The organism is Microbacterium yannicii (assembly GCF_024055635.1).
GTDB lineage: Bacteria > Actinomycetota > Actinomycetes > Actinomycetales > Microbacteriaceae > Microbacterium > Microbacterium yannicii.
In genome coordinates, this window is record NZ_JAMXMB010000008.1 from 1 (window position 1) to 24,300 (window position 24,300).

General features: G+C 71.0%; 22 protein-coding genes. 1 reads left to right on the forward strand and 21 read right to left on the reverse strand.

Annotation, left to right across the window (positions count from 1 at the left end):
- Positions 1-30: 30 nt before the first annotated feature.
- The 15 genes from pyk to rpe all read right to left on the reverse strand — a co-directional run bounded on the left by pyk (position 31) and on the right by rpe (position 16,118).
- Entirely contained in the window at positions 31-1,479 is a 1,449-nt protein-coding gene (pyk, locus tag NCG93_RS03095; protein ID WP_194415456.1) for a pyruvate kinase, read from the reverse strand.
- Between the two features lie 47 nt (positions 1,480-1,526).
- Positions 1,527-2,993, reverse strand: coding sequence for a glutamate synthase subunit beta (locus tag NCG93_RS03100; RefSeq protein WP_194415455.1), 1,467 nt, complete (start codon positions 2,991-2,993; stop codon positions 1,527-1,529).
- Complete coding sequence (gene gltB / locus NCG93_RS03105; protein ID WP_372495939.1) at positions 2,986-7,593, reverse strand: glutamate synthase large subunit; 4,608 nt, start codon at positions 7,591-7,593, stop codon at positions 2,986-2,988. Before gltB ends, NCG93_RS03100 begins: the two co-directional genes overlap by 8 nt.
- A gap of 78 nt (positions 7,594-7,671) precedes the next feature.
- Positions 7,672-8,643 carry a prolipoprotein diacylglyceryl transferase gene (lgt, locus tag NCG93_RS03110; RefSeq protein WP_194415454.1) on the reverse strand — a complete coding sequence of 324 codons (972 nt, stop codon included), beginning with the start codon at positions 8,641-8,643 and terminating at the stop codon, positions 7,672-7,674.
- 64 nt (positions 8,644-8,707) lie between these two features.
- Positions 8,708-9,502 carry a tryptophan synthase subunit alpha gene (gene trpA / locus NCG93_RS03115; RefSeq protein ID WP_194415453.1) on the reverse strand — a complete coding sequence of 265 codons (795 nt, stop codon included), beginning with the start codon at positions 9,500-9,502 and terminating at the stop codon, positions 8,708-8,710.
- On the reverse strand, positions 9,499-10,776 hold the full coding sequence (trpB, locus tag NCG93_RS03120) for a tryptophan synthase subunit beta (protein WP_194415452.1): 1,278 nt from the start codon (positions 10,774-10,776) through the stop codon (positions 9,499-9,501). Before trpB ends, trpA begins: the two co-directional genes overlap by 4 nt.
- Positions 10,773-11,582 (reverse strand): indole-3-glycerol phosphate synthase TrpC, encoded by an 810-nt coding sequence (gene trpC, locus NCG93_RS03125; protein ID WP_194415451.1) that lies wholly within the window; start codon positions 11,580-11,582, stop codon positions 10,773-10,775. Before trpC ends, trpB begins: the two co-directional genes overlap by 4 nt.
- Before the next feature lie 2 nt (positions 11,583-11,584).
- Positions 11,585-11,815: a DUF6704 family protein gene (locus tag NCG93_RS03130; protein WP_194415450.1), complete on the reverse strand. Its 231-nt coding sequence runs from the start codon at positions 11,813-11,815 to the stop codon at positions 11,585-11,587.
- A gap of 50 nt (positions 11,816-11,865) precedes the next feature.
- Entirely contained in the window at positions 11,866-12,498 is a 633-nt protein-coding gene (locus tag NCG93_RS03135; RefSeq protein WP_372495947.1) for a Trp biosynthesis-associated membrane protein, read from the reverse strand.
- Positions 12,498-12,863: a phosphoribosyl-AMP cyclohydrolase gene (gene hisI, locus NCG93_RS03140; RefSeq protein WP_194415449.1), complete on the reverse strand. Its 366-nt coding sequence runs from the start codon at positions 12,861-12,863 to the stop codon at positions 12,498-12,500. Before hisI ends, NCG93_RS03135 begins: the two co-directional genes overlap by 1 nt.
- Positions 12,860-13,648: an imidazole glycerol phosphate synthase subunit HisF gene (hisF, locus tag NCG93_RS03145; protein WP_194415448.1), complete on the reverse strand. Its 789-nt coding sequence runs from the start codon at positions 13,646-13,648 to the stop codon at positions 12,860-12,862. The genes hisI and hisF overlap by 4 nt, the downstream gene beginning before the upstream one ends.
- A complete protein-coding gene (gene hisG / locus NCG93_RS03150) occupies positions 13,648-14,490 on the reverse strand; it encodes an ATP phosphoribosyltransferase (protein WP_194415447.1) in 843 nt (280 codons plus the stop codon). Before hisG ends, hisF begins: the two co-directional genes overlap by 1 nt.
- A 43-nt stretch (positions 14,491-14,533) precedes the next feature.
- Positions 14,534-14,797, reverse strand: coding sequence for a phosphoribosyl-ATP diphosphatase (locus NCG93_RS03155; RefSeq protein WP_045302883.1), 264 nt, complete (start codon positions 14,795-14,797; stop codon positions 14,534-14,536).
- A gap of 68 nt (positions 14,798-14,865) precedes the next feature.
- Entirely contained in the window at positions 14,866-15,393 is a 528-nt protein-coding gene (locus tag NCG93_RS03160; protein ID WP_194415446.1) for a hypothetical protein, read from the reverse strand.
- A 32-nt stretch (positions 15,394-15,425) separates the two neighbouring features.
- The gene (gene rpe / locus NCG93_RS03165) at positions 15,426-16,118 is read right to left on the reverse strand and encodes a ribulose-phosphate 3-epimerase (RefSeq protein WP_194415445.1); all 693 of its coding nucleotides are present in this window, start codon (positions 16,116-16,118) and stop codon (positions 15,426-15,428) included.
- Between the two features lie 20 nt (positions 16,119-16,138).
- On the opposite strand from rpe, the gene glsA reads away from it, so the two are divergent.
- Positions 16,139-17,311, forward strand: a complete 1,173-nt coding sequence (glsA, locus tag NCG93_RS03170) for a glutaminase A (protein ID WP_194415444.1) — start codon at positions 16,139-16,141, stop codon at positions 17,309-17,311.
- Between the two features lie 20 nt (positions 17,312-17,331).
- Here the strand turns inward: glsA and NCG93_RS03175 are convergent, their stop codons facing one another.
- The 6 genes from NCG93_RS03175 to gmk all read right to left on the reverse strand — a co-directional run bounded on the left by NCG93_RS03175 (position 17,332) and on the right by gmk (position 24,299).
- Positions 17,332-18,702, reverse strand: a complete 1,371-nt coding sequence (locus NCG93_RS03175) for an RsmB/NOP family class I SAM-dependent RNA methyltransferase (protein ID WP_194415443.1) — start codon at positions 18,700-18,702, stop codon at positions 17,332-17,334.
- Complete coding sequence (gene fmt, locus NCG93_RS03180) at positions 18,699-19,619, reverse strand: methionyl-tRNA formyltransferase (protein ID WP_194415442.1); 921 nt, start codon at positions 19,617-19,619, stop codon at positions 18,699-18,701. Before fmt ends, NCG93_RS03175 begins: the two co-directional genes overlap by 4 nt.
- Before the next feature lie 22 nt (positions 19,620-19,641).
- On the reverse strand, positions 19,642-21,663 hold the full coding sequence (locus NCG93_RS03185) for a primosomal protein N' family DNA-binding protein (RefSeq protein WP_252787425.1): 2,022 nt from the start codon (positions 21,661-21,663) through the stop codon (positions 19,642-19,644).
- 10 nt (positions 21,664-21,673) lie between these two features.
- The gene (gene metK / locus NCG93_RS03190; protein WP_194415441.1) at positions 21,674-22,867 is read right to left on the reverse strand and encodes a methionine adenosyltransferase; all 1,194 of its coding nucleotides are present in this window, start codon (positions 22,865-22,867) and stop codon (positions 21,674-21,676) included.
- A gap of 117 nt (positions 22,868-22,984) precedes the next feature.
- A complete protein-coding gene (gene rpoZ / locus NCG93_RS03195) occupies positions 22,985-23,239 on the reverse strand; it encodes a DNA-directed RNA polymerase subunit omega (RefSeq protein ID WP_252787426.1) in 255 nt (84 codons plus the stop codon).
- 118 nt (positions 23,240-23,357) lie between these two features.
- Positions 23,358-24,299 carry a guanylate kinase gene (gene gmk, locus NCG93_RS03200; RefSeq protein ID WP_241742198.1) on the reverse strand — a complete coding sequence of 314 codons (942 nt, stop codon included), beginning with the start codon at positions 24,297-24,299 and terminating at the stop codon, positions 23,358-23,360.
- Position 24,300 lies beyond the last annotated feature (1 nt).

Below are 24,300 nucleotides of genomic sequence, written 5' to 3' on the forward strand. Positions count from 1 at the left end.
GTGGTCGCAGCCGTCCGCGGGAGAGAGGTGTCAGTCGCGTGTCTTGTAGATCGGCGCCTTGCCGTGCACCGCATCGCCCACCTTGTGGATGCGGATGTCGTTCGTGGAGCCGATGATTCCGGGAGGCGATCCCGAGATCACGACGACCTTGTCGCCGACCTTGGCCAGGTCGTTCGACAGCAGGTAGTCGTCGACCTGGATGAACATCAGGTCGGTGTGCGCGACGTGCTCGACCAGCGTCGAGCGCACGCCCCACGTGAGCGCCATGCGGCGACGGATCGCCGGCTCGGGGGCGAAGCCGATCATGGGGATGCGCGGGCGCAGCCGCGACATGCGCCGGGCGGTGTCGCCGGACTCCGTGAAGATGCAGAGGTACTTCGCGTCCACGAACTCCGCCACCTCGAGCGCGGCGAGCGTGATCGCGCCGCCCTGCGTGCGGGGTTTGGTCGTGAGCGGCAGGATGCGCTCGAGCCCGTGCTCCTCGGTGGAGTCGACGATGCGGGCCATGGTCTCGACGACGCCGACCGGGTACTTGCCGACGCTGGTCTCGCCCGAGAGCATGACCGCGTCCGCGCCGTCGAGCACGGCGTTGGCGACGTCGCTCGTCTCGGCACGGGTGGGAACGGGGTTCTCGATCATCGACTCGAGCATCTGCGTCGCGACGATGACCGGCTTCGCCATGCGGCGGCAGAGCTCGACCGCGCGCTTCTGCACGATCGGCACCGCCTCAAGTGGCAGCTCGACGCCCAGGTCGCCTCGGGCGACCATGATGCCGTCGAACGCGTCGATGATCTCCTCGAGGTTGTCGACCGCCTGCGGCTTCTCGATCTTGGCGATGACGGGGACGTGGACCCCCTCCTCGGCCATGATGACGTGGACGCGCTGGACGTCCTTCGCATCGCGCACGAACGACAGCGCGATGAGGTCGGCACCGGCACGCAGACCCCAGCGGAGGTCGGCCTCGTCCTTCTCCGACAGTGCGGGGACGTTCACCGCGACGCCGGGGAGGTTGATGCCCTTGTTGTTCGAGACGGCACCCGCGACGATCACCTTGGTGGTGACGACGGTGTCGCTGGTCTCGACGACCTCCACGCGCACCTTGCCGTCGTCGATCAGGAGGAAGTCTCCCGGCTTCACGTCATGCGGCAGACCCTTGAACGTGGTGCCGACGATCTCCTTGGTGCCGAGGATGTCGTCCGTGGTGATCTTGAAGATGTCGCCGACCGCCAGCTCGTGCGGTCCGTTCTCGAACTTGCCCAGGCGGATCTTCGGACCCTGCAGGTCGACGAGGATCGCGACCGCCCTTCCGGCGTCGTCGGCGGCCTTGCGCACGTTGGCGAAGTTGTTGTCGTGGACCGAGTAGTCCCCGTGGCTCAGATTGAAGCGGGCGACGTCGACGCCGGCATCGATGATCGCGCGGACCATCTCATATGTCGACGTGGCGGGCCCCAGGGTGGCGACGATCTTGGCGCGTCTCATCCGTGGTATCTCCGGGTGGGTTGAAGGTGGCGAGTGCCTCGGCAAGCCTACGCGGGCTGCATGCCGATGGCGACATCGGTCGGGCGGACCGGAGCAGGCAGCTCCGTCTCCCCCATGAGGAAGCGGTCGACGCTGGCTGCGGCGGCACGTCCCTCGGCGATCGCCCATACGATGAGCGACTGCCCGCGGCCGGCGTCGCCGGCCACGAACACGCCCGGGGCGGTCGTCTGGTAGTCGTCCTCGCGGCGCACGTTGCCCCGCTCGGTGAATCGAGCGCCGAGCTGCTCCTCGAGGAACGCGCGCTCGGGACCGGTGAAGCCCATGGCGATGAGGACCAGGTCGGCGGGGATCTCGCGCTCGGTGCCGCTCTTGGGCACGCGGCGACCGTCGACGAACTCGGTCTCGGCGACGCGCAGGGCGCGCACCTCGCCGGCGTCATTCGCGAGGAACTCGACGGTCGAGGCGAGGTAGGTGCGCTCGCCGCCCTCCTCGTGAGCCGACTGCATCTCGAAGACGAGGGGGTCCATCGGCCACGGCTGGTGCTCGGGACGCTCGCCGGGAGGGCGGCGGCCGATGGCCAGGTTCGTGACGCTGAGCGCGCCGTGCCGGTGGGCGGTGCCGATGCAGTCCGCACCGGTGTCACCGCCGCCGATCACGACGACGTGCTTGCCCTCGGCCGTGATCTGGTGGGGAACGGCGTCGCCGGCCACCGCCTTGTTGGACTCGACGAGATACTCCATCGCGAAGTGCACGCCGGCGAGGTCGCGGCCCGGGATGGGAAGCTCGCGCGGCACCGTGGAGCCGGTCGCGATGACCACCGCGTCGTAGCGGGCGCGGAGGTCAGACCACGAGATGTCGCGGCCGATCTCGACGCCGGCGCGGAAGCGGGTGCCTTCGTCCTGCATCTGGCGAAGACGCGACTCGAGGTGCTTCTTCTCCATCTTGAAGTCCGGGATGCCGTAGCGCAGGAGTCCGCCGATACGGTCATCGCGCTCGAAGACCGCGACAGTGTGACCGGCGCGGGTGAGTTGCTGAGCGGCGGCGAGCCCGGCAGGACCGGAGCCGACGACCGCGACGGTCTTGCCGGTCAGGCGCCCCGGCGGCTCGGGCTCGATCCACCCGTTCGCGAAGGCCTCGTCGGCGATCGACACCTCGACCTGCTTGATCGTGACCGCGGGCTGGTTGATGCCGAGCACGCACGCGCTCTCGCACGGTGCCGGGCACAGGCGCCCCGTGAACTCGGGGAAGTTGTTCGTCGCGTGCAGACGCTCGCTGGCTGCGCGGCCCTCGCCGCGCCACGTGAGGTCGTTCCACTCCGGGATGAGGTTGCCGAGCGGGCAGCCCTTGTGGCAGAACGGCACGCCGCAGTCCATGCAGCGGCCTGCCTGCCGGCGCAGCACGGCGCCGTCGCCCGGCTCATAGACCTCTTTCCAGTCCATGATGCGCACCGGCACGGGCCGCCGCGAGGGCAGTTCGCGCTCGGTGACCTTGAGAAAGCCCTTCGGGTCAGCCACCCGTCACCTCCAGAATGCGGGTCCAGACGACGTCGCCGTCGGGGTCGAGCCCCTCGGCGACCGCCGTCTGACGGGTCTGCAGCACCGCGGCATAGTCGCGCGGCATGACCCTGACGAAGTTCGCCAGCTCGGCCTCGAAGTCATCGAGGAGAGCCTGGGCGAGGGTCGATTCGGTCTCGGCGACATGCTGCTCGAGGAGGTCGCGGAGGATCTCCGCGTCTCCCGAGCCGAGTTCGCCGAGCTCCAGCTCGCCGGAGGCCAGCGCCTCCCGGTTGACGAGCTTGCTGTCGAGGCGGTACACGTACGCCGTGCCACCGGACATCCCGGCGCCGAGGTTGCGTCCGGTCGCGCCCAGGATCACCGCGAGGCCACCCGTCATGTACTCGAGGGCGTGGTCTCCGACCCCCTCGACGACCGCCGTGGCGCCGGAGTTGCGGACGAAGAAGCGCTCGCCCACCACACCCCGCAGGAACATCGTGCCGAGGGTCGCGCCGTAGCCGATCACGTTGCCGGCGATGACGTTCTTCGACGCGTCGAAGGTGGCGCGTCGCGGTGGCCGGATGACGATCTGGCCGCCGGAGAGTCCCTTGCCGACGTAGTCGTTGGAGTCGCCCTCGAGACGCAGCGTGATGCCCGACGGCATGAAGGCGCCGAACGACTGTCCCGCCGAGCCCGTGAGGTTGACGACGATGCTGCCCGACCGCAGGCCGTTTTCGCCGCGCGCCTTGGTCACGTGGTGACCGAGGAGCGTGCCGACGGCCCGTTCGGTGTTGCGGATCGGCAGGTCGATCGTGATCTCGCCGCCGTCGGCGATGACGTTCTGTGCGCGCTCGATGAGTGCGACATCGAAGTGCTCGTCCAGCTCATGAAGCTGCCCGGTGGTGTTGCGACGCGGCTCGTCTTCGGCGAACACCGGTCCTTCGAGCACCGGCGCCAGGTCGAGGCCGCTCGCCTTCCAGTGCGTGACCGCACCGTTGACGTCGAGCAGGTCGCTCCGGCCGATCGCCTCGTCGAGCGAGCGGAAGCCCAGCGCCGCGAGATACTCGCGCACCTCCTCGGCGATGAACTCCATGAAGTTGACGACGAACTCGGGCTTGCCGTTGAACCGCGCGCGCAGCGCGGGGTTCTGCGTGGCGACGCCGACCGGGCAGGTGTCGAGGTGGCAGACCCGCATCATGATGCAGCCCGACACCACGAGCGGGGCCGTCGCGAAGCCGAACTCCTCGGCGCCGAGCAGCGCGCCGATGATGACGTCGCGTCCGGTCTTCAGCTGGCCGTCGACCTGCACCACGACCCGGTCCCGCATGCCGTTGAGCATCAGGGTCTGCTGGGTCTCGGCCAGGCCCAGCTCCCAGGGGGTGCCGGCGTGCTTGAGCGAGTTGAGCGGGCTCGCGCCCGTGCCGCCGTCGTGCCCCGAAACGAGGATGACGTCGGCCAGCGCCTTGGCGGTGCCGGCGGCGACCGCGCCGATGCCCGACTGGCTGACCAGCTTCACGTGCACGCGGGCGCCCGGGTTGGCGCGCTTCAGGTCGTAGATGAGCTGCTTGAGGTCTTCGATCGAGTAGATGTCGTGGTGCGGCGGCGGCGAGATCAGACCGACGCCCGCGGTGGCGTGGCGCGTGCGCGCGACCCACGGGTACACCTTGGTCGGCGGCAGCTGGCCGCCCTCGCCGGGCTTCGCGCCCTGGGCGAGCTTGATCTGGATGTCGTCGGCCTCGGTGAGGTACAGGCTCGTCACGCCGAAACGCCCGGAGGCGACCTGCTTGATCGAACTGCGCCGCTCGGGGTCGAGCAGACGGTCCGCGTCCTCGCCGCCCTCTCCGGTGTTGGACTTGCCGCCGATCCGGTTCATCGCGATCGCGAGGGTCTCGTGAGCCTCGCGCGAGATCGACCCGTAGCTCATCGCACCGGTGGAGAAGCGCTTGACGATCGACGACACCGATTCGACCTCGTCGATCGGCACCGGAGTGCGGCCCTCCGTCTTCAGCCCGAAGAGGCCCCGCAGTGTCTTCAGCTCGCTCGCCTGGTCGTCGACCAGCTTGGTGTACTCGCGGAAGATGTCGTACCGGCGCGTGCGGGTCGAGTGCTGCAGCCGGAACACCGTGTCGGGGTTGAACAGGTGAGGCGAGCCGTCGCGTCGCCACTGGTACTCGCCGCCCGTCCAGAGCCGCTCATGCGCGCGCACGGCGGCATCCTCGGGGTAGGCGTACGCGTGACGCGCGGCGTTCTCGGCCGCGATGACGTCGAGGCCGACGCCGCCGAGCTTGGACTCCGTGCCCGTGAAGTAGGCGTCGACGAGTTCGTCCGACAGGCCGACGGCCTCGAAGACCTGTGCGCCGGCGTAGGACGACACGGTCGAGATGCCCATCTTCGACATGATCTTCAGCACGCCCTTGCCGAGCGCGTAGATGAGGTTCTTGACGGCCTTCTCGGGAGAGATGCCCGTGATGAATCCCGCGCGAACGAGATACTCGACGGTCTCCATCGCGAGGTACGGGTTGACGGCGGATGCCCCGTACCCGATGAGTGTTGCGACGTGGTGGACTTCGCGCACGTCGCCGGCCTCGACCACGAGGCCGCACTTCATGCGGGTCTCCTTGCGGATGAGGTGGTGGTGCACGGCGGACAGCATGAGCAGCGACGGGATCGGCGCGAGATCCTTGTTCGAGTCGCGGTCGGAGAGCACGATGAACTCCGCGCCGTCCTCGATCGCCTGGTCGACCTCCTGGCACATCTGCTCGAGGCGCTTCTTCATGCCCTTGTGGCCCGCCTCGACGCGGTAGAGACCGCGGATCGTGACGGACGTCCGGCCCGGGAGCGCGGTGTCGATGTGCTGGATCTTGGCCAGCTCGTCGTTGTCGATGACGGGGAAGTCGAGCGTCACGACGCGCGTGTGCTCGGCGCCCCATTCGAGGAGGTTGCGTTCCGGCCCGAGGCCGAGGCTCAGCGAGGTGACGACCTCCTCCCGGATCGAGTCCAGCGGCGGGTTGGTCACCTGCGCGAACTGCTGGGTGAAGTAGTCGAAGAGCAGGCGCGGGCGCTCGCTCAGCACGGCGACGGGCGTGTCGGAACCCATCGCTCCGAGGGGCTCCGCCGCGTTCTGCCCCATCGGGGTGAGGAGGATCCTTACCTCTTCCTCGGTGTAGCCGAACGTGCGCTGGCGCCGGGTGATCGAGGCGATGGGGTGCACGATGTGCTCGCGCTCCGGAAGCTCGGCCAGGCGCACGCGGCCCGCGTCGAGCCACTCCTGCCACGGCTCCTGGTCGGCCAGCTGCGCCTTGATCTCGTCGTCCTCGATGATGCGGCGCTGCGCCGTGTCGACGAGGAACATGCGGCCGGGGCGCAGCCGCCCGCGACGCTTGATGCGCTCGGGCTCGAAGTCCAGCACGCCGGTCTCGCTGCCGATGACGATAAGGCCATCGGTGGTCTCGGTCCAGCGGCCGGGCCGCAGGCCGTTGCGGTCCAGGGTCGCACCGACGAGCGTGCCGTCGGTGAAGATCAGCGCGGCCGGTCCGTCCCAGGGCTCCATCTGCATGGAGTGGAACTCGTAGAAGGCCCGCAGCTTCGGGTCGATGTCGGCCTGCTTCTCATACGCCTCCGGCACCATCATCATGATGGCGTGGGGCAGGCTGCGGCCGGTCAGGGTGAGGAGCTCGAGCACCTCGTCGAACGAGGCCGAGTCGCTGGCGCCGGTGGTGCAGATGGGCAGCAGCGGACGGATGTCGCCGAGCAGCTCGGACTCGAGCTGCGACTGCCGTGCGCGCATCCAGTTGCGGTTGCCGTTGACGGTGTTGATCTCGCCGTTGTGCGCGAGCATGCGCAGCGGCTGCGCGAGCGGCCACGACGGGAACGTGTTGGTCGAGTAGCGCGAGTGCACGACCGCGAGCTCGGAGGCGAAGCGCTCGTCCTGCAGGTCGGGGTAGAACGGCTCGAGCTGGAGCGTCGTGACCATGCCCTTGTAGCCGAGCGTGCGCGCCGACAGCGAGACGAAGTAGGCGTCGAGCTCGGTGCGCGCGCGGGCGCGCAGGCGGTAGGCGCGGCGGTCGAGCGCGATGCCCGAGAGCGCGGCCCGCTCGCCGGAGGCGGGGTGCGAGACGAAGAGCTGCTCGAAGAACGGGCGGGCCTCGAAGGCCAGCTTGCCGAGGTTCTCGTCAGAAGTCGGCACCTCGCGCCAGCCGAGGACGGTGAGGCCCTCGGAGGCCGCGATCCGCTCGATGCCCGTCTTCTGCGCCGCGCGAGCGTCGGCGTCGCGCGGGAGGAACACCATTCCGGCCGCGTACTCCCCGACCGGCGGCAGCTCGAAGCCGGCCACCGCGCGGAGGAATGCGTCCGGCATCTGGGTGAGGATGCCCGCGCCGTCGCCGGTGCCGGCGTCCGAGCCGATGGCACCACGGTGCTCCAGGTTGCGCAGGGCGGTCAGCGCGAGATCGATGATGTCGTGGCCCGCCTCGCCGCGGAGGGTCGCGACCATGGCCAGTCCGCAGGCGTCCTTCTCGAAGGCAGGGTTGTACATCCCCTGCTTCTGCGGGAAGCCGGCGCGGCCGGACGAAGCGGGGAAGTCCGCCTCCGAAGAGGCGTCGTGACGGGGGCTCGAAGCCATACCTACCGTCCTCACGTTGATAGTCAAGATGGGACGACGTCGGCCCTGGGCGCACGCTCCTCGGGGAACTGAGCGGCGTTATTTGGTGGCAGGGGTGCTTGTGGCTCTGACCTCTTCGACCTCGGACGTCGGGGGTTCGCTGACGTCGACGAAGTCGTCGGTGTTCTGCGATTGTACAGCCTGTCCGGCGTTCCACTCGCGGCCGGACACATAGGGCGACGGCTCGAGACCCGGATGGCGGCGCTTCTGGACGAAGAAGATCACGACACCGAGGACGACGCCCAGGATGGCGGCCCAGACGTTGGTGCGCAGACCCAGGAAGATGTCGCTCGGATCGATGCGGATCGACTCCCACACGATGCGTCCGGCGCTGTACCAGACCAGGTAGACGGCGAACAGCCGGCCCCACTGCAGCCGGAAGCGGCGACCGACCCACACGATCACCAGGACGCCCAGGGCGTTCCAGAGCACCTCGTAGAGGAACGTGGGGTGGAACAGCGTCCCCTCGGGGAGGCCGATGGGCCAGGCGGGGTTCGGATAGTCGATCTCCAGGCCCCACGGCACATCGGTCGGCAGGCCGTACAGCTCCTGGTTGAACCAGTTGCCGAAGCGGCCGATCGCCTGGGCGAGGAGCAGACCGGGGGCGAGAGCGTCCGCGAAGGTCCAGAAGCGGATGCCGGTCCATCGGCAGCCCAGCCAAGCGCCGATGGCGCCGCCGATGAGGGCGCCGTAGATCGCGATGCCGCCCTCCCAGATGTACAGCGCCGACAGCGGATTCGCGCCCTCGCCGAAGTAGAAGCTCCAGTGCGTGAGCACGTGGTAGATCCGGGCGGTGATGATCGCGATCGGCACCGCGAGGAGGGCGATGTCGATGACGACCCACGGCTCGGCGCCGCGCTTGGTGAGGCGGGCATTCGTCCACAGCACGGCGACGATGATCCCCGTGATGATGCAGAGCGCGTAGATGTGGATCCGCAGAGGCCCGATGTCGAAGTAGCTGATCGACGGGCTCGGGATGCTGGCGACGACGCTCGCGGCGGCGGTGATCATGGGAGAACCGTGTCCTTGCTGGATCCGTGCGGGAGGGGCCGGCGCGCGCGCCGACCTGAGAAGTCTAGTTCGCGCTGCGCGCGGTGCCTGCGGCGAGGTGGCGCGCGGTCTCGGCGAGCCCGTCGATCCCTCCGTCACGCAGCGCACGAACGAGCGCGGTGCCGACGATCGCACCGTCGGCATATTCGAGGACGCCCGACACCTGATCGGCGCTCGAGATGCCGATGCCGACGCACGCGTGCGCGACCCCGTGCTCGCGCAGGCGGGCGACGAGCGTGCGGGCGGCGGCATCCAGCTGCGCACGCTCTCCGGTGATGCCCATCGTCGAGACGGTGTACACGAAGCCCGTCGAGCTCCGCACGATGAGTTCGAGGCGCTCGTCGGTGGATGTCGGTGCGGCGAGGAAGACGCGGTCCAGCCCGGTGCGCTCGCTGGCGGCGAGCCATTCGGGCGCGGCCTCGGGCGTGATGTCGGGCGTGATGAGGCCCGCTCCCCCGGCGGCGACCAGGTCATCCGCGAAACGGTCGACGCCGTACTGCAGCACCGGGTTCCAGTACGTCATCACGAGCACCGGCACATCGGTGCGGCGTGTGATCTCGCGCACCGCCGTGAAGGTGTCGCGCAGACGGAAGCCGCCGGCGAGAGCCGCCTGGGTCGCCTCCTGGATGACCGTGCCGTCCATCACCGGGTCGGAGTAGGGCGGGCCCAGCTCGAGGACGTCGGCCCCGTTCTCGGCGAGAGCGACGGCCGCGTCGATGCTCGTACGGAGGTCGGGGAAGCCGATCGGCAGGTACCCGACGAATGCGCCCCGCCCGGCAGCGTGGGCGGCGTCGATCGCCGCGGAGACACGCGAGCTCATAGCTTGGTGCCCTCTCCCTTGGCGGCGTCATCGGCCGGCGGGGTCGCGACCACGCCGGCGTCGTCCCGAGCCGCGGCCGCGGCCGCGTCGTACAGGTGGAAGTACCGGGCGGCGGTGTCCATGTCCTTATCGCCGCGGCCGGACAGGCACACGGCGAGGATCGCGTCCGGACCGAGTTCGCGGCCCAGGCGCAGGGCGCCGGCGAGGGCGTGCGCCGACTCGATCGCCGGGATGATGCCCTCGGTCTCGGACAGCAGGCGCAGGGCCTGCATCGCCTCGTCATCGGTCGCGGGAATGTACTCGGCGCGCCCGATCGAGGCGAGCCAGGCGTGCTCCGGCCCGACGCCGGGATAGTCGAGTCCTGCCGAGATGGAGTGCGACTCGACGGTCTGGCCGTCATCGTCCTGCAGCACGAACGTCTTGGCGCCGTGCAGCACCCCAGGGCGTCCGCGCTCGATCGATGCGGCATGCCGCGGCGTGTCGACGCCGTCACCGGCCGCCTCGACGCCGTAGAGCTTCACATCGTCGTCCAGGAACGCGTCGAACATGCCGATCGCGTTGGAGCCGCCGCCGACGCACGCGATGACGGCATCCGGGAGCCGGCCGGCTTCTTCGAGCAGCTGCACCCGCGCCTCTTCGGAGATGACCTTCTGGAAGTCGCGCACCATGGCGGGGAACGGGTGGGGTCCGGCGGCGGTGCCGAAGATGTAGTTGGTCGTCTCGACGCTGGCGACCCAGTCGCGGTACGCCTCGTTGATGGCGTCCTTCAGCGTCCGCGAGCCGGTCTTGACCGGCACGACCTCGGCGCCGAGCAGCCGCATGCGCGCCACATTGAGCGCCTGGCGCTCCGTGTCGACCTCGCCCATGTAGATCGTGCACTCGAATCCGAACAGGGCGGCGGCCGTTGCGGTCGCGACGCCGTGCTGGCCGGCACCCGTCTCGGCGATCACGCGGGTCTTGCCGAGGCGCTGGGTGAGCAGCGCCTGGCCCAGCACGTTGTTGATCTTGTGAGAGCCGGTGTGGTTGAGGTCCTCGCGCTTGAGGAACACCCGCGCTCCCCCGGCGTGCTCGGCGAACCGCGCCACCTCGGTGATGGGTGAGGGACGGCCCGCGTACGAGTGGAGCAGCCGGACGAACTCGGCCTGGAACGCAGGATCGGCCTTCGCCGCCTCGTACTCGGCCGACAGCTCGTCGATGGCGGCGATGAGGGATTCGGGCATGTAGCGCCCGCCGAACTCGCCGAACAGCGGCCCGGGGGCCTCGCGAAGACTCACGACCTCGCCCTTCCTTCGTTCAGTGCATCGCCGCTGCCGGCCTCCAGGAAGGCGCGCAGCGTCGATACGGGATCGTTGGTGACGAGCGCCTCGCCGACGAGGACGACATCGGCGCCGGCCGCCCGGTAGTGGGCCACGTCGGCCGGGACGAGCACCGCCGACTCGGCGATGCGGACGGCACCTGCGGGGATGCGCTCCGCCAGTCGCCCGAACAGGTCGCGATCGAGCTGGAACGTCGACAGGTCGCGCGCGTTGACGCCGATGAGCTGTGCGTCGATCTCGGCCGCCCGATCGACCTCGGTGGCCGAGTGCGTCTCGACGAGCGCGGTCATGCCCAGCTCGCGCGTGAACGTATGCAGGCGGGCGAGGACCTCCTGGTCGAGCGCGGCGACGATGAGGAGCACGAGATCCGCACCGGCGGCGCGGGCCTCGAGCACCTGGTACTCGGTGGCGATGAAGTCCTTGCGGAGCACCGGCAGCGTGACGGCGGCCTTCACCGCCTCGAGGTCGGCCAGGCTCCCCTTGAAGCGCCGGCCCTCGGTGAGGACCGAGATCGCGGAGGCTCCACCCTCCTCGTAGCGGCGGGCCTGCAGCGCGGGATCGGGGATCGCCGCGAGGTCGCCGCGCGAGGGGCTCGCGCGCTTGACCTCGGCGATGATCTTCACCCGCTCGGCGGGAGCGAGGGCGGCGACGGCGTCGATCGCGGGGCGCTGCGCCAGCGCTGCGGCCTCGACCGCTGCCAGGGACCGCACCGAGGCGCGGGCCTCGGCATCCTCAACCGCGCCGGCCGTCAGGTCGGCGAGCACGATCAGTGCTCTTTCGCCACGTACTTCGAGCCGTTCACGCCGTAGCCGGCGCGGGACATCGCCCAGCCGACGATCAGTCCGACGACGAGGAGGGCGGCGGAGGCCCACACCAGAACGGGCATGTCGAGGAAGTAGAACAGGGTGCCGAGTGCGACCGCCACCAGCATGATCACCACGGCCGTCCAGGCGGCGGGCGAGTGTCCGTGGCCGGGGTCGCCGATGTTGTTGCTCATGGGTGTCTCCTCGTGAATCCTGGGAAGCGCGGCCGCCGCCAGTCTAGCGGTCAGGCGGTCGGATCCCCGCCACGCGACAGGTCGTCCCAGTCGTCGATGGCGCGGGATCCCGCGGCGTCGTGGGGCCGGGGACCGTCCTCCGCGCGGCTTCGAGATGCGGCGGCGGGAGACGGCTGCGAGTCGTCGTCGGTGCGGTAGCGACGGCCGGTGCGCGACCAGCCGTGGGCGGTGGCGAGCACGAAGCCGCCTGCGGCGATCAGCGCGATCCAGACCACGAGCGTCACGGCCGGCCACGCCGTCGCGTCGATGGACGCGACGAGCTTCGCGACCGAGGACTCCCCCGCGATGCCGGTGGATTCCGTGACGACCGAGGCGACGGCCGAGACCGGATGCTCGAAAACGATGCGCGCCGTGAGCCACGCGAGGATGCCCCCGATGAGTACGGCCAGCGCCCCGAAGACGTAGCGCAGGACCAATCCCACGATCGAGAGCGCAGCACCCAGCGCGAGTACGGCGAGGCTGAGCGGCGCCAGCACCGGCAGCGCGGAGGCGCCGGGCACCTCGAGCGCGTGACGGGCGCCGTCCTGCAGGACGACGGTGAGCCAGGTCTGGGTGGACGAGATGACGCCCAGCGCTCCGCACAGCACCATCGCCGCGACGGCGAGCAGCCGCGCTCTGCGGATCACGCGACAGCCTCCGGTCCGCGCACGGCGTCGAGGTCGTCGGCGTCGAAGCACGTGCGGGTGCCGGTGTGGCAGGCCGGTCCGACCTGCTCGACCTGCACGAGCACGGCGTCTCCGTCGCAGTCGAGGCGTGCTCCGCGCACCAGCTGGATGTTCCCGGACGTGTCGCCCTTGCGCCAGTACTCCTGCCGCGAGCGCGACCAGAACGTGACGCGACCCTCGGTGAGCGTGCGGCGGAGGGCCTCGGCATCCATCCATCCGAGCATGAGCACCTCGTGGGTGTCCCACTGCTGGATGATGGCGGCGACCAGGCCGTCAGCGGTGAAGGTCACGCGAGCGATGCGCTCGTCGACGGTGTCGCTCATGCCGTCACCTCCCGCACCGCGATGCCGTCAGCGGTCATCGCGGCCTTCACCTCGCCGACGGTGAGCTGGCCGGAGTGGAAGACGGATGCCGCGAGCACCGCATCCGCGCCCGCGGCGATGGCGGGGGCGAAGTCGGCGGCAGCGCCCGCCCCGCCCGAGGCGATCACGGGCACGCTCGCCACCTCGCGCATCAGCGCCACGAGCTCGAGGTCGAAGCCCTGCTTCGTGCCGTCGGCGTCGATCGAGTTGACGAGGAGCTCCCCCGCGCCGCGCTCGACGGCCTCACGCGCCCATTCCAGTGCGTCGAGCTCGGTCTCGGTGCGGCCGCCGTGCGTCGTGACGACGAATCCCGAGGGGACCCGGTCGCGCAGCTCCGGCGAGGCGCGCTTGACGTCGAGCGACAGCACGAGCACCTGCGCGCCGAACCGGTCGGCGATCTCGTCCAGGAGCGGCGGGCGGGCGATCGCCGCCGAGTTCACGCCGATCTTGTCCGCCCCCACCGACAGCAGGCGGGCGACGTCGTCCGCGGAGCGCACTCCCCCGCCGACGGTCAGCGGGATGAAGACCTGCTCGGCAGTGCGGCGCACGACGTCGTAGGTCGTGGACCGCTCGTCGACGGTCGCCGTGACGTCGAGGAAGGTGATCTCGTCGGCGCCCTGGTGGAAGTACTCGCGGGCGAGTTCGACGGGATCGCCCATGTCGCGCAGGTTCTGGAAGTTGACGCCCTTCACGACGCGCCCCGCGGCGACGTCGAGACACGGGATGACGCGGCAGACGAGCGCCATCAGAGCCTCGCGTTGTGGATCGCGGTGACCAGGATCGCGCGCGCGCCGATCGCGTACAGCGCGTCCATGACCTGGTTGACGCCCTTGCGGGGCACCATGACGCGCACGGCCACCCACGCGGCGTCGCGCAGCGGCGAGATCGTGGGCGACTCGATGCCGGGGGCGATCTTGACGGCCGCGTCGACGAGTTCCGCCGGCAGGTCGTAGTCCACCATCACGTAGCGCTGCGCGACCATGACGCCGCGGAGGCGCCGCAGCAGCGTCTCCATGCCCTCCGCGTCCGTCGGCGCGCCGATCAGCACGGCCTCGGATCTGAGGATCACGGGCCCGAAGACGTCCAGGCCGGCCTGTCGCAGCGTGGTGCCGGTCTCGACGACGTCGGCGATGGCGTCCGCGACGCCCAGCTCGACGGCGGATTCGACGGCGCCGTCGAGCGGCACGAGGTCGGCGGCGACGCCATGCTCATCGAGGAAGGCGTCGACCAGACCCGGATACGAGGTCGCGATGCGTGCCCCCTCGAGGTCGGTCACCTCCGAAAAGCGGCCGGCGGGCGCGGCGAAGCGGAAGGTGGAGGCCGCGAACCCGAGCTGCTCGATCTCGCGGGCGCCCGGCATCCGGGCGTCCAGCAGCAGATCGCGGCCGGTGATGCCGACATCCAGCGCGCCGGATCCGACGTACGTGGCGATGTCCTTGGGACGGAGGTAGAAGAACTCGACCTCGTTCTGAGGGTCGATGACGTGGAGGTCCTTGGGGTCGCGACGTCCGGTGTAGCCCGCCTCGTGGAGCATCTCTGAGGCGGTCTCGGCGAGCGATCCCTTGTTCGGCACGGCGATTCGCAGCATGGCAGCGTGGCTTTCGGGTTCGAGGACGGGTGAGGGTGCCGGCTCAGAGATGTCGGTAGACATCCTCGAGGCTCAGTCCCTTCGCGAGCATGAGCACCTGCAGGTGGTACAGCAGCTGCGAGATCTCCTCGGCTGCGGCATCCGTCGACTCGTACTCGGCCGCCATCCACACCTCGGCGGCCTCTTCCACGATCTTCTTGCCGATCGCGTGCACGCCCGCGTCCAGCTGTGCGACGGTTCCCGATCCCTCGGGGCGCTCAGCCGCTTTCGCGGCGAGCTCGGCGTACAGCGTGTCGAACGTCTTCACCATGCCAGGGTATCGAACGAGACGGATGCCGCGGCGCCGCGTGACGCGATGGCCCGTGCGCGGGGGCTTCAGTGGGCCAGGATGCTCAGCCCGATCACCAGCACGCCCAGCAGCGTCGTCGCCAGAAGCCCGGCGATCCGCCACGGCCAGGAGCTGCCGTTGCGGGCGGCGTTCGCGTAGCCGATCACCGCGAGGAGGACGATGCCGCTGCCCAGCGCGAGGAAGTACGCGGTGTACTCCTCGACGAGCCCCAGCGTGCCCAGGAGCAGCAGTGCGGCCGGGACGAGCATGGCCACGAGCATCCCCGAGGAATGACGGGCGCCGTCGCGGACCGCGGCAGCGACCGGCTTCGCCGGATGCTCTGCGCGACTGGCGACCACTGCGGCGTAGATGTGGGCGAGCCAGAAGACGACCACCGTGCCGATCACGAACAGGAGCACCTCGAAGTCGGTGTCCTCCTCCCAGCCGACCGCCACGAGCGCCGTGACCAGCACCAGGCCGTACACCGCGTGCTCACCGCTGTAGGCGTCGAGCAGGCGGTCGCGTCGGCGGCGTTGCGCGGGCTGGGCGGGGGCAGCCTCGTCGTCGGTGGCCATGCGCTCCCTCTCGGCTCGGTGACGCGCCGGCGTCAGTGTGCGTGGCTGCGGGCGGACGCCCGGAGCCCGGTGATGGCGTTCGCCGGATCGCTCGCACCGAACACGGCCGAGCCGGCGACGAACGTGTCGGCGCCCGCCTCGGCCGCCTGGGCGATCGTCGACTCGCCGATGCCGCCGTCCACCTGGAGCCAGACCGACGACCCGCGGCGGCGAGCCTCGTCAGCCAGGCGCCGGAGCTTCGGCATCGTCTCGGGCATGAACGACTGGCCTCCGAACCCGGGCTCCACGGTCATCACCAGGATCTGATCGAAGTCGTCGAGAAGATCGAAGAGACCGTCCACGGGGGTCGCCGGCTTCACGGCGACGCCGGCCCGCGCGCCGATCTCGCGGAGGCGGCGTGCGAGGGCGACCGGTTCCTTGGCCGCCTCGAGATGGAACGTGACGGATGCTGCGCCCAGTTCCGCGTACTCGGGGGCCCAGCGGTCCGGGTTCGTGATCATCAGATGGACGTCCAGCGGCACCGGGCTCGTGGCCTGGATGCGCTCGACCATCTGGCGCCCGAACGTGAGGTTGGGGACGAAGTGGTTGTCCATCACGTCGACATGCACGAAGTCCGCGGTCGCGATCCGGGCGAGCTCCGACTGCATGTTCACGAAGTCGGCGGCGAGGATGCTGGGATTGATGCGGATGCCGACCTGGCGGCCGTTCTCGTCGATCGGGGGCACGCGTCCATTATGGTCGACCTGTGGACCCCATCACCGTGCTTCTGGACGAGGTCCTCGAAGACATCCGCCCGCTCCGCGACGGCGCGCCCGCGGCCTATATCCCCGAGCTCGCCGCCGCCGACCCCGAGCATCTCGCGCTCGCCGTCGTCGGTCCCCGCGGCCGTGTGAGGGCGGTGGGCGACATCGGGCACGAGTTCACGATCCAGTCGATCTCGAAGCCGTTCGTCCTGGCTCTCGCGCTCGCCGATCGCGGCCGCGAGGCGGTGCTGCGCAAGGTCGGAGCCGAGCCCAGCGGGGAGCCGTTCAACGCCATCAGCCTGGAACCCGGCACCGGACGCCCCGCCAACCCGATGGTCAATGCGGGCGCGATCGCGACGTCGGCGCTCATCCCCGGCGACGGTGTCGATGACCGCACGTCCCGTATTGCGGAGGGTCTCTCCGCCTTCGCCGGACGCTCGTTGTGGGTCGACGAGCAGGTGTACGAGTCGGAATCCGCCACGGGCGATCGCAACCGCGCGCTGGCTCACCTCCTGCGCTCCCATGGCGTCCTCGAGGGATCGGTCGACGTCGCCGTGGAGACGTACTTCCGGCAGTGCTCGCTGCTCGTGACCGCGCGCGACCTCGCCGTGATGTCGGCGACGCTCGCCTTCGGCGGGGTCAACCCCGTCACAGAGGAGCGGGTCGTCAGCGAGGTCGTGGCCCGTGACGTGCTGTCGATCATGACGAGCTGCGGCATGTACGACTTCTCCGGCGAGTGGCTGCTGCGCGTGGGGCTGCCCGCCAAGAGCGGTGTCAGCGGCGGGCTCCTCGCCGTCGCGCCCTCGCAGTTCGGCGTCGCGGCGTTCAGCCCGCGCCTGGATGCCCATGGCAACTCGGTGCGGGGCATCGCCCTGCTCGAGACCCTCGCCGAGCGGTTCGGCATGCACACGCTGGAGCCGCATGACAGCGTCGCCGTTCCGGCGTTCACGGTGCAGCACACCGAGGAAGGGAGCGTGCTGCGACTGGCCGGCGAACTCGGCCTCGCGGGGACGGAGCGCGTGGTCGCCGTGCTCCGGGATCTGGCCGAGTCGCTGCCCGAGGGCGCAGTGGTGACCGTCGATGCGCGCGACCTCGGACGCACGCACAGCGCGGCTCTCATCGCCCTGCGCACGGAGTTCGAGCAGATGCCCCACGGGATCCGCCTGCGCGAGTGAGCCGGGCGCCGCGCGGCAGCTCAGACGCGGCGCAGCAGCGTCACCGACATCGCGTCGGTGTTGTGACGGTGGGGCCAGAGCTGGGCGCGCCCGCTGCCATCCGACTGCGGCGGAAGGCCGGGGTCGGCATCCGACAGCGACGTGATGACGTCTCGCGCGGAGAGCTCCTCGATCGCACCGTCCCATTCGCGACGGATGTCGGCCACGACGCCCGACGTCTCGGCGAGATGAGGTGAACACGTCACGTAGGCCACCACGCCGCCGGGCTTGAGGGCGCTCACCGCCTCGGTGAGCAGCTCGCGCTGCAGCTGGGTGAGCGCGGGGACGTCGCTCGGGGCCTTGCGCCAGCGCGCCTCGGGGCGCCGACGGAGGGCGCCGAGGCCGGTGCAGGGTGCGTCGACCAGGATGCGGTCGTAGGTCTCGGGTGCGTCCTGTGCACGCAGCCGCCCGTCTTCTTCCGACACCGGCACGTCGAGGGGTACCCCTGCCAGCGCCTGCCGCACCAGACCTGCGCGCGCCGGGGAGATCTCGTTCGCCTCGAGCGACGCGCCCTGCGCCAGCGCCTCGGCGGCGAGCACCGCGGTCTTGCCGCCGGGCCCCGCGCACAGGTCGAGCCAGCGCTCCCCCGCCGTGACCGGAAGGGCGCGCGTGAGTGCCAGGGCCGCGAGCTGCGAACCCTCGTCCTGCACCCGGATGCGGCCGCCTGAGCCCCGCACGATCGAGTCGGGGTCACCGCCGCCCAGTCGGAATCCGATCGGCGAGAAAGGGGTGCGACGGGTGTCTTCCGGCACGTCCGCGAGCTCGGGAAGCGCGGCCATCGTCACCCGCGGCGACGCGTTGTCGGCGGTGAGCAGCGCCTCGAGCTCCTCGGCACGACCCTCGGCGGCGAGTGCGCGCCGGAAGGCGCGGACCACCCACACCGGATGCGAGAACAGCAGGCCGAGCTGCTCGTCGTCGGAGCGCGCGCTCTCGGCGACGTGCGTCATCCAATCGCCCGGCGTGTCGCGGGAGACCCGTCGCAGCACAGCGTTGGCGAAGCCCGCGGCGCCGCGTCCGCCGGCGGAGCGTGCGAGCTCGACGGACTCGTTGACCGCGGCGTGCGAGGCCACGCGGGTCGACAGCAGCTGGTGCACGCCCAGCCGGAGGGCGTCGAGCACGGCCGGATCGATCTCGGCGATCGGCCGGTCGGCGGCGATCTCGATGACGGCGTCGTATGTCCCCTGGCGGCGCAGGGTGCCGTAGGTGAGCTCGGTCGCGAGCGCCGCGTCGGGCGTCGCAAGGCCGGCGCGGGCGATCGCTGTCGGCAGCAGGAGGTTCGCGTAGGCGTCGGACTCGTGCACCGCACGCAGGGTCTCATAGGCGACGCGGCGTGCCGCCACGGTGCGGCTCACGATCCCACCACCGGTGCCGGGTCGCGCAGGCCTCGCCACCAGTCCGCGGCGCGCATGGCGCCCTTGCCCGCCGGCTGAACCGTTTCGAGCAGGATGGGCGCGGACGCCGTGCCCGCGAGGACCCGGCCTTCGTGCAGGGCGAGGGCGCCGGGCGCCAGCTGCGGCGCTCCCGCCGGCGCCGGCGCGACGGCGAGCACCTTGAGCCGCGCGCCGGCGATCGTGGTGTGGGCGCCGGGCTCTGGCGTGACGCCGCGGATGCGCCCCATCACGGCGTCCGTGGATTCGTCCCAGCGGATGCGGCCGTCGTCGTCGCCGAGCTTCGAGGCGTAGGTCGGCTCGCCCACCTGGGGGTGGGATGCCGCGGAGCCTGCGGCGATCGCATCCACGACGTCGGCGAGCAGTTCCGCGCCGTCGTCCGCGAGTGCTGCGAGCAGGGACCCCGCCGTAGCGTCTGGGGGCACGTCGAGCGCGAGCTCGCCGAAGACGTCGCCGGCATCGAGCTCGGGAACGAGCTGGAACACGCTCGCCCCGGTGCGCGCATCGCCGGCGATGAGGGCGTGCTGCACGGGCGCCGCGCCGCGCCAGCGCGGGAGCAGCGAGAAGTGCAGGTTGATCCACCCGTGGGCGGGCGTCGACAGCAGCGGCTCGCGCACCAGGCCGCCGTAGGCGACGATCACCCCGAGCTCGGGCTGGAGGGCGGCGATCTCGGACGTCACGGTCGGATCGAGCCGGTCGGCGCGGATCACCGGGATGCCGAGCTCTTCCGCGGCGGCCGCGACGGGAGACGGGGTGAGCACGCGCCTGCGCCCGAGCGGGGCGTCCCGGCGGGTGATGACGGCGACGACGTCGTGAGCCGATGCGAGCCGCCGCAATGACGGCACGGCGGGCTCGGGCGTGCCGGCGAAGACGAGGCGCATGACGGTCCTGAACGATCGAGGGTCAGAGGTCGAGGTCGGGCACGTCGACCCGGACCTTCAGTGTATGGGCGGCGCCCGGCGCGCGCCCCTTCGCCGGCCGTCGGCCCTTGACCGCCTGGCTCACCACCGACGCCCGCAGGCTCTCCGTCACGCGCGTCCCGAGGCCGTAGTCGAATCGCACCAGAGCGCGGACGGACTCGCCGTGGGCGAGCGGCCCGAGCACGGCCTCGGCGTCGAGCTCGGGTACGGCGTGGCGGAGCTCGGCCAGTGCGGTGTCGACGGCTCGGCGTGGGCCTTCGACGGCCGCCACCCGCACCGCGGGCGGCATGCGCAGCGGCACGCGGTCCGTGAGCTCGGCCCGCGCGTAGGCCGCCTGCGTCCACGTCGCCAGCGCACGGGCGACCTCGCCTCCGACACCGACGAGGTGCACCGGGGCGCCCGGAGCGGCCAGGGCTGCCGCATTCGACCACCACCGCAGGCACGACTCGCCGATGCGCAGGTCCTCGGCCATCAGCATCCGATCCCCGTCGAGCAGGATCACCGCGCGGTATCCGCCGATCGCGAGCGGTTCGGCGCCTCGCGTCGCGACCACGAGGGCCGGACGCCCGTCCACCTCGGTGACCGGATGATCGCCGTCCGCGATGATCACACGGGTCCCCGGGAAAGCCCTCCCCAGCTCATCGGCCGTCCGCTCGCTGCCCGAGGAGGCCATGCGCAGCAGGGTCGACGAGCATTCCGGGCACGCCCACGCATGTGCCGCGCGCCCGCACCACGAGCAGGTCGGGACCGCACCCTGCCGTGCGGCGTGGAGGGGCCCACCGCAATGCGGGCACCGGGCGGGGTGGCGGCATTTCGCGCAGACCAGCACCGGAGCGTACCCGGGACGCGCGACCTGGACCAGGACGGGACCCTCCGCGAGAGCCGCGCGTGCCGCGGCGAAGGCCGAGGAGGGCACACGCGCCGCGCGGGATTCGCCCTCCCGGTTCGCGCTGAGCACCACGCGCGGACTCAGCCGGCGCGCGGCCGGAAGGTCGCGTACCCACCCCACGGCGACGAGCCGCTCCACATCGGTGGTGCGGGTGTGCCCCGCGAAGACGAGGGCGCCGCCGTGCAGCTCCTGACGCAGCAGTGCCGCGTCGCGGGCATGGACGCCCGGACTGAGCGGTTCCGCCAGGAGGGGATCGCCGTCGTCCCACAGCGCGATCAGGCCCAGCTCGGCGACGGGCGCATACACGGTGGAGCGGTTGCCGATCACCACGCACGGCGCGTCAGCGAGGGTGCGCAGGAACGCGGCATACCGCGCGGGGCCGCTCTGCTTGGCGTCGTCGCGGACGAAGGCGTCCGCCGGGATGCGGCTCGAGAGGGCCGCCTCGAGCTGCGCGCGGTCGCGGTGGTCGGGAACGGCGATGACGGCGCTGCGCCCCGCCGCGAGCACCCGGGTCGCCGCGGCGGCGAGGAGGACCGCCCACGAACCGACGACGGTGCCGTCCTCGAGCTGGGCGGGCACCGGCGGCGCGTCGAGTGCGAGGCGCTCCCCGGCGTCGAGGGCCTCGGCGAGCCCGGGATACACGGCGAGCACGTCGGCCGCCCACGCGGCATCCGCCTCTTCGACCTCGGGATGCGCGACCGGCTCCGCGGCCAGCCACGCCTTCTCGGCACGCACCATGCGCTTCGGGATGGCCAGCCGCAGGATGTCGCCGGCCGAGCCCGCCGCGCGATCAGCGGCGCGGCGGGCCAGCGCGTAGAGCGCCGGGCTCAGCACGGGAACGGAGGAGACGACGGCTTCGAGCTGAGAGAGGGGCCGGTCGGAGGCATCCGGCTCGCCGAGCTCGACGAGCAGGCCGTCCACCATCCGCCCGGCGCTGCGCAGCGGGACCCGCACGCGCACGCCCGGCTGCGCGTCGGCGGCCAGAGCGGCGGGGATCTCGTAGTCGAACAGCCGGTCCAGCTGGGGCAGCGGGGAATCGATGAGCACGCGCGCGACACGGCGCGGCGGTCGCGCGCCCTCGACCGGGTCGTTCTCGTCGTCGTGCACCGCGATCACGCGGCCGGCGTCAGAGCCCGGCGGCCGCGCGCAGTGCGTCGGCGCGGTCGGTGCGCTCCCACGTGAAGTCGGGCAGCTCGCGGCCGAAGTGTCCGTAGGCCGCGGTCTGCGCGTAGATCGGCCGCAGCAGGTCGAGCTGATCGATGATCGCCTTCGGACGCAGGTCGAACACCTCGAGGATCGCATCGGTGATCACGTGGTCGGCGACCCGGCCGGTGCCGAAGGTCTCGACGTAGAGGCCCACGGGCTTGGCCTTGCCGATCGCATACGCGACCTGCACCTCGAGGCGGTCCGCGAGGCCGGCGGCGACCGCGTTCTTCGCGACCCACCGCATCGCGTACGCCGCGGAGCGGTCGACCTTCGAGGGATCCTTGCCGCTGAACGCGCCACCGCCGTGACGTGACGCGCCGCCGTAGGTGTCGATGATGATCTTGCGGCCGGTGAGACCGGCATCGCCCTTCGGGCCGCCGATGACGAACGGACCGGCGGGGTTGATGTAGAACTTCACATCGGGGAGGTCCAGCCCCGTCGCCTCGAGCACCGGGTCGATGACCTCGGCGCGGACCGCGGCGCGCAGCGCCTTCTGCGAGATGTCGGGGTGGTGCTGGGTGGAAAGGACGACGGACTCCACCGTCTTCGGCGTCTGACCGTCGTAGCCGAGCGTGACCTGCGTCTTGCCGTCGGGGCGGAGGAACGGCAGCTCGCCCGACCGTCGCACCGCGGCGAGGCGCTCGGCCATGCGATGCGCGGTCCACGCGGCCATCGGCATGAGCTGCGGCGTCTCGGTGGTCGCGTAGCCGAACATGATGCCCTGGTCGCCCGCGCCCTGCAGGTCGTGCGGGTCCTGGGATCCGTCCTCGCGACGTTCGAAGGCCTTGTCGACGCCGGCGGCGATGTCGGAGGACTGTGCGCCGATCGAGACGCTGACGCCGCACGACTCGCCGTCGAAGCCGGTCTCGCTCGACGTGTAGCCGATGCGGTTCACGACTCCGCGGACGATCGCCGGGATCTCGACGTACGCGGAGGTGGAGACCTCGCCGGCGACGTGGACGAGGCCGGTGGTGACGAGCGTCTCGACCGCCACGCGTCCGTTCGGGTCCGCCTCGAGGATCGCGTCGAGGATCGAATCGGAGATCTGGTCGCAGATCTTGTCGGGGTGGCCCTCGGTGACGGATTCGGACGTGAACAGACGCAGGTCGGTCATCGGTACTCCAGTTGTCGTGGCGCCGGTCGCCCTGGTGTCCGGTGGCGAGCGGCGGACACCAGTATGCCCCCGGAGACGGACATCACCGTCTTCGAGGGCACAAGGGTTGTAACGGGATTACTCCGCGCGGCGCAGACGCAGCTTGTCCTCGTGGATCTCGTGCATCGCGATCGTGAGGGGCTTGTCTTCGACGGTCGAGTCGACGAGCGGGCCCACGTTGTCGAACAGGTTGCCCTCGTGGAGGTCGGAGTAGTAGTCGTTGATCTGACGCGCGCGCTTGGACGCGAAGATCACGAGCTGGTACTTCGAGTCGACCTTCCCGAGCAGGCTGTCGATGGGGGGCTCGATGATGCCCTGGTTCGTTCCGGCCATGGCGAAACCTCCTGGATCGGATGTCGGAATGGGAGTCTGCGGGCCTCGGGGTGCCGAGGCATCCCACCATTCTACGGGACCGTGCTCCCCCGCGTGCCCACCGCGGCCCTGAGAGTCCTCAGTGCGCGAGGCGAGCGACTTCGTCGGCCGCCCGGGCGATGTCGTCGTTCACGACGCGGAAGTCGAATTCGGCTTGCGACGCCAGTTCGGTCTTGGCCGTGCGCAGCCGTCGTGCGCGCTCCGCGGTGTCCTCGGTGCCGCGACCGACGAGGCGCTGCACGAGCTCGTCCCAGCTCGGCGGCAGCAGGAACACGAGGGTCGCCGACGGGTCGGCCTCGCGGACCTGGCGGGCGCCCTGCAGGTCGATCTCCAACAGCACGGTGCGCCCCTGGGCGAGAGCCTTCTCGATGGGCGTGCGGGGAGTGCCGTAGCGATATGCGTTGTGCACGGTCGCGTACTCGAGCAGCTCGTCGTCGGCGATCATCCGGTCGAACTCGGCGTCGTCGACGAAGAAGTAGTGCTCGCCGTCCACTTCTCCCGGGCGCGGCGCGCGCGTGGTCGCCGACACCGAGAGCAGGATCTCGGGGTGGTGCGCCTTGATGTGCGCGGCGACCGTGCCCTTGCCGACGGCCGTGGGACCGGCGAGCACGACGAGGCGGCTGCGCCCCCCGCGCGGCTCGAGCTCCGGCCAACGGGCGTCGAGGAAGCTCCGGAGGTCTTCGCGCTGGCGCGAGCCCAGTCCGCCCAGACGCTTGACGGGCGAGATCTCGAGATCGTGCAGGATCCGGTCGCGCTTGCCCTCGCCGATCGCGGGGATCGCGGTGAGGAACTCCGGCACGCGCATGGCGCCGGCCGGCGAGGTGGGATCCGCCAGGGCGCGCCGCAGCAGCTCCTGCGGCGTGATCACCCGCATCGCGACGTCCTTCTTGAGCGCCGCGCGCTCACGGCGGGCCGCGACGGCGCGGCGCGACGCGGCGACGCGGTCGACCTCGGGCGGGCGGGCCTGCGCCCCCGTGGTTCGGGGCGAAGCCCCATCGGGAGGGGTACGGGAATCGGGCATG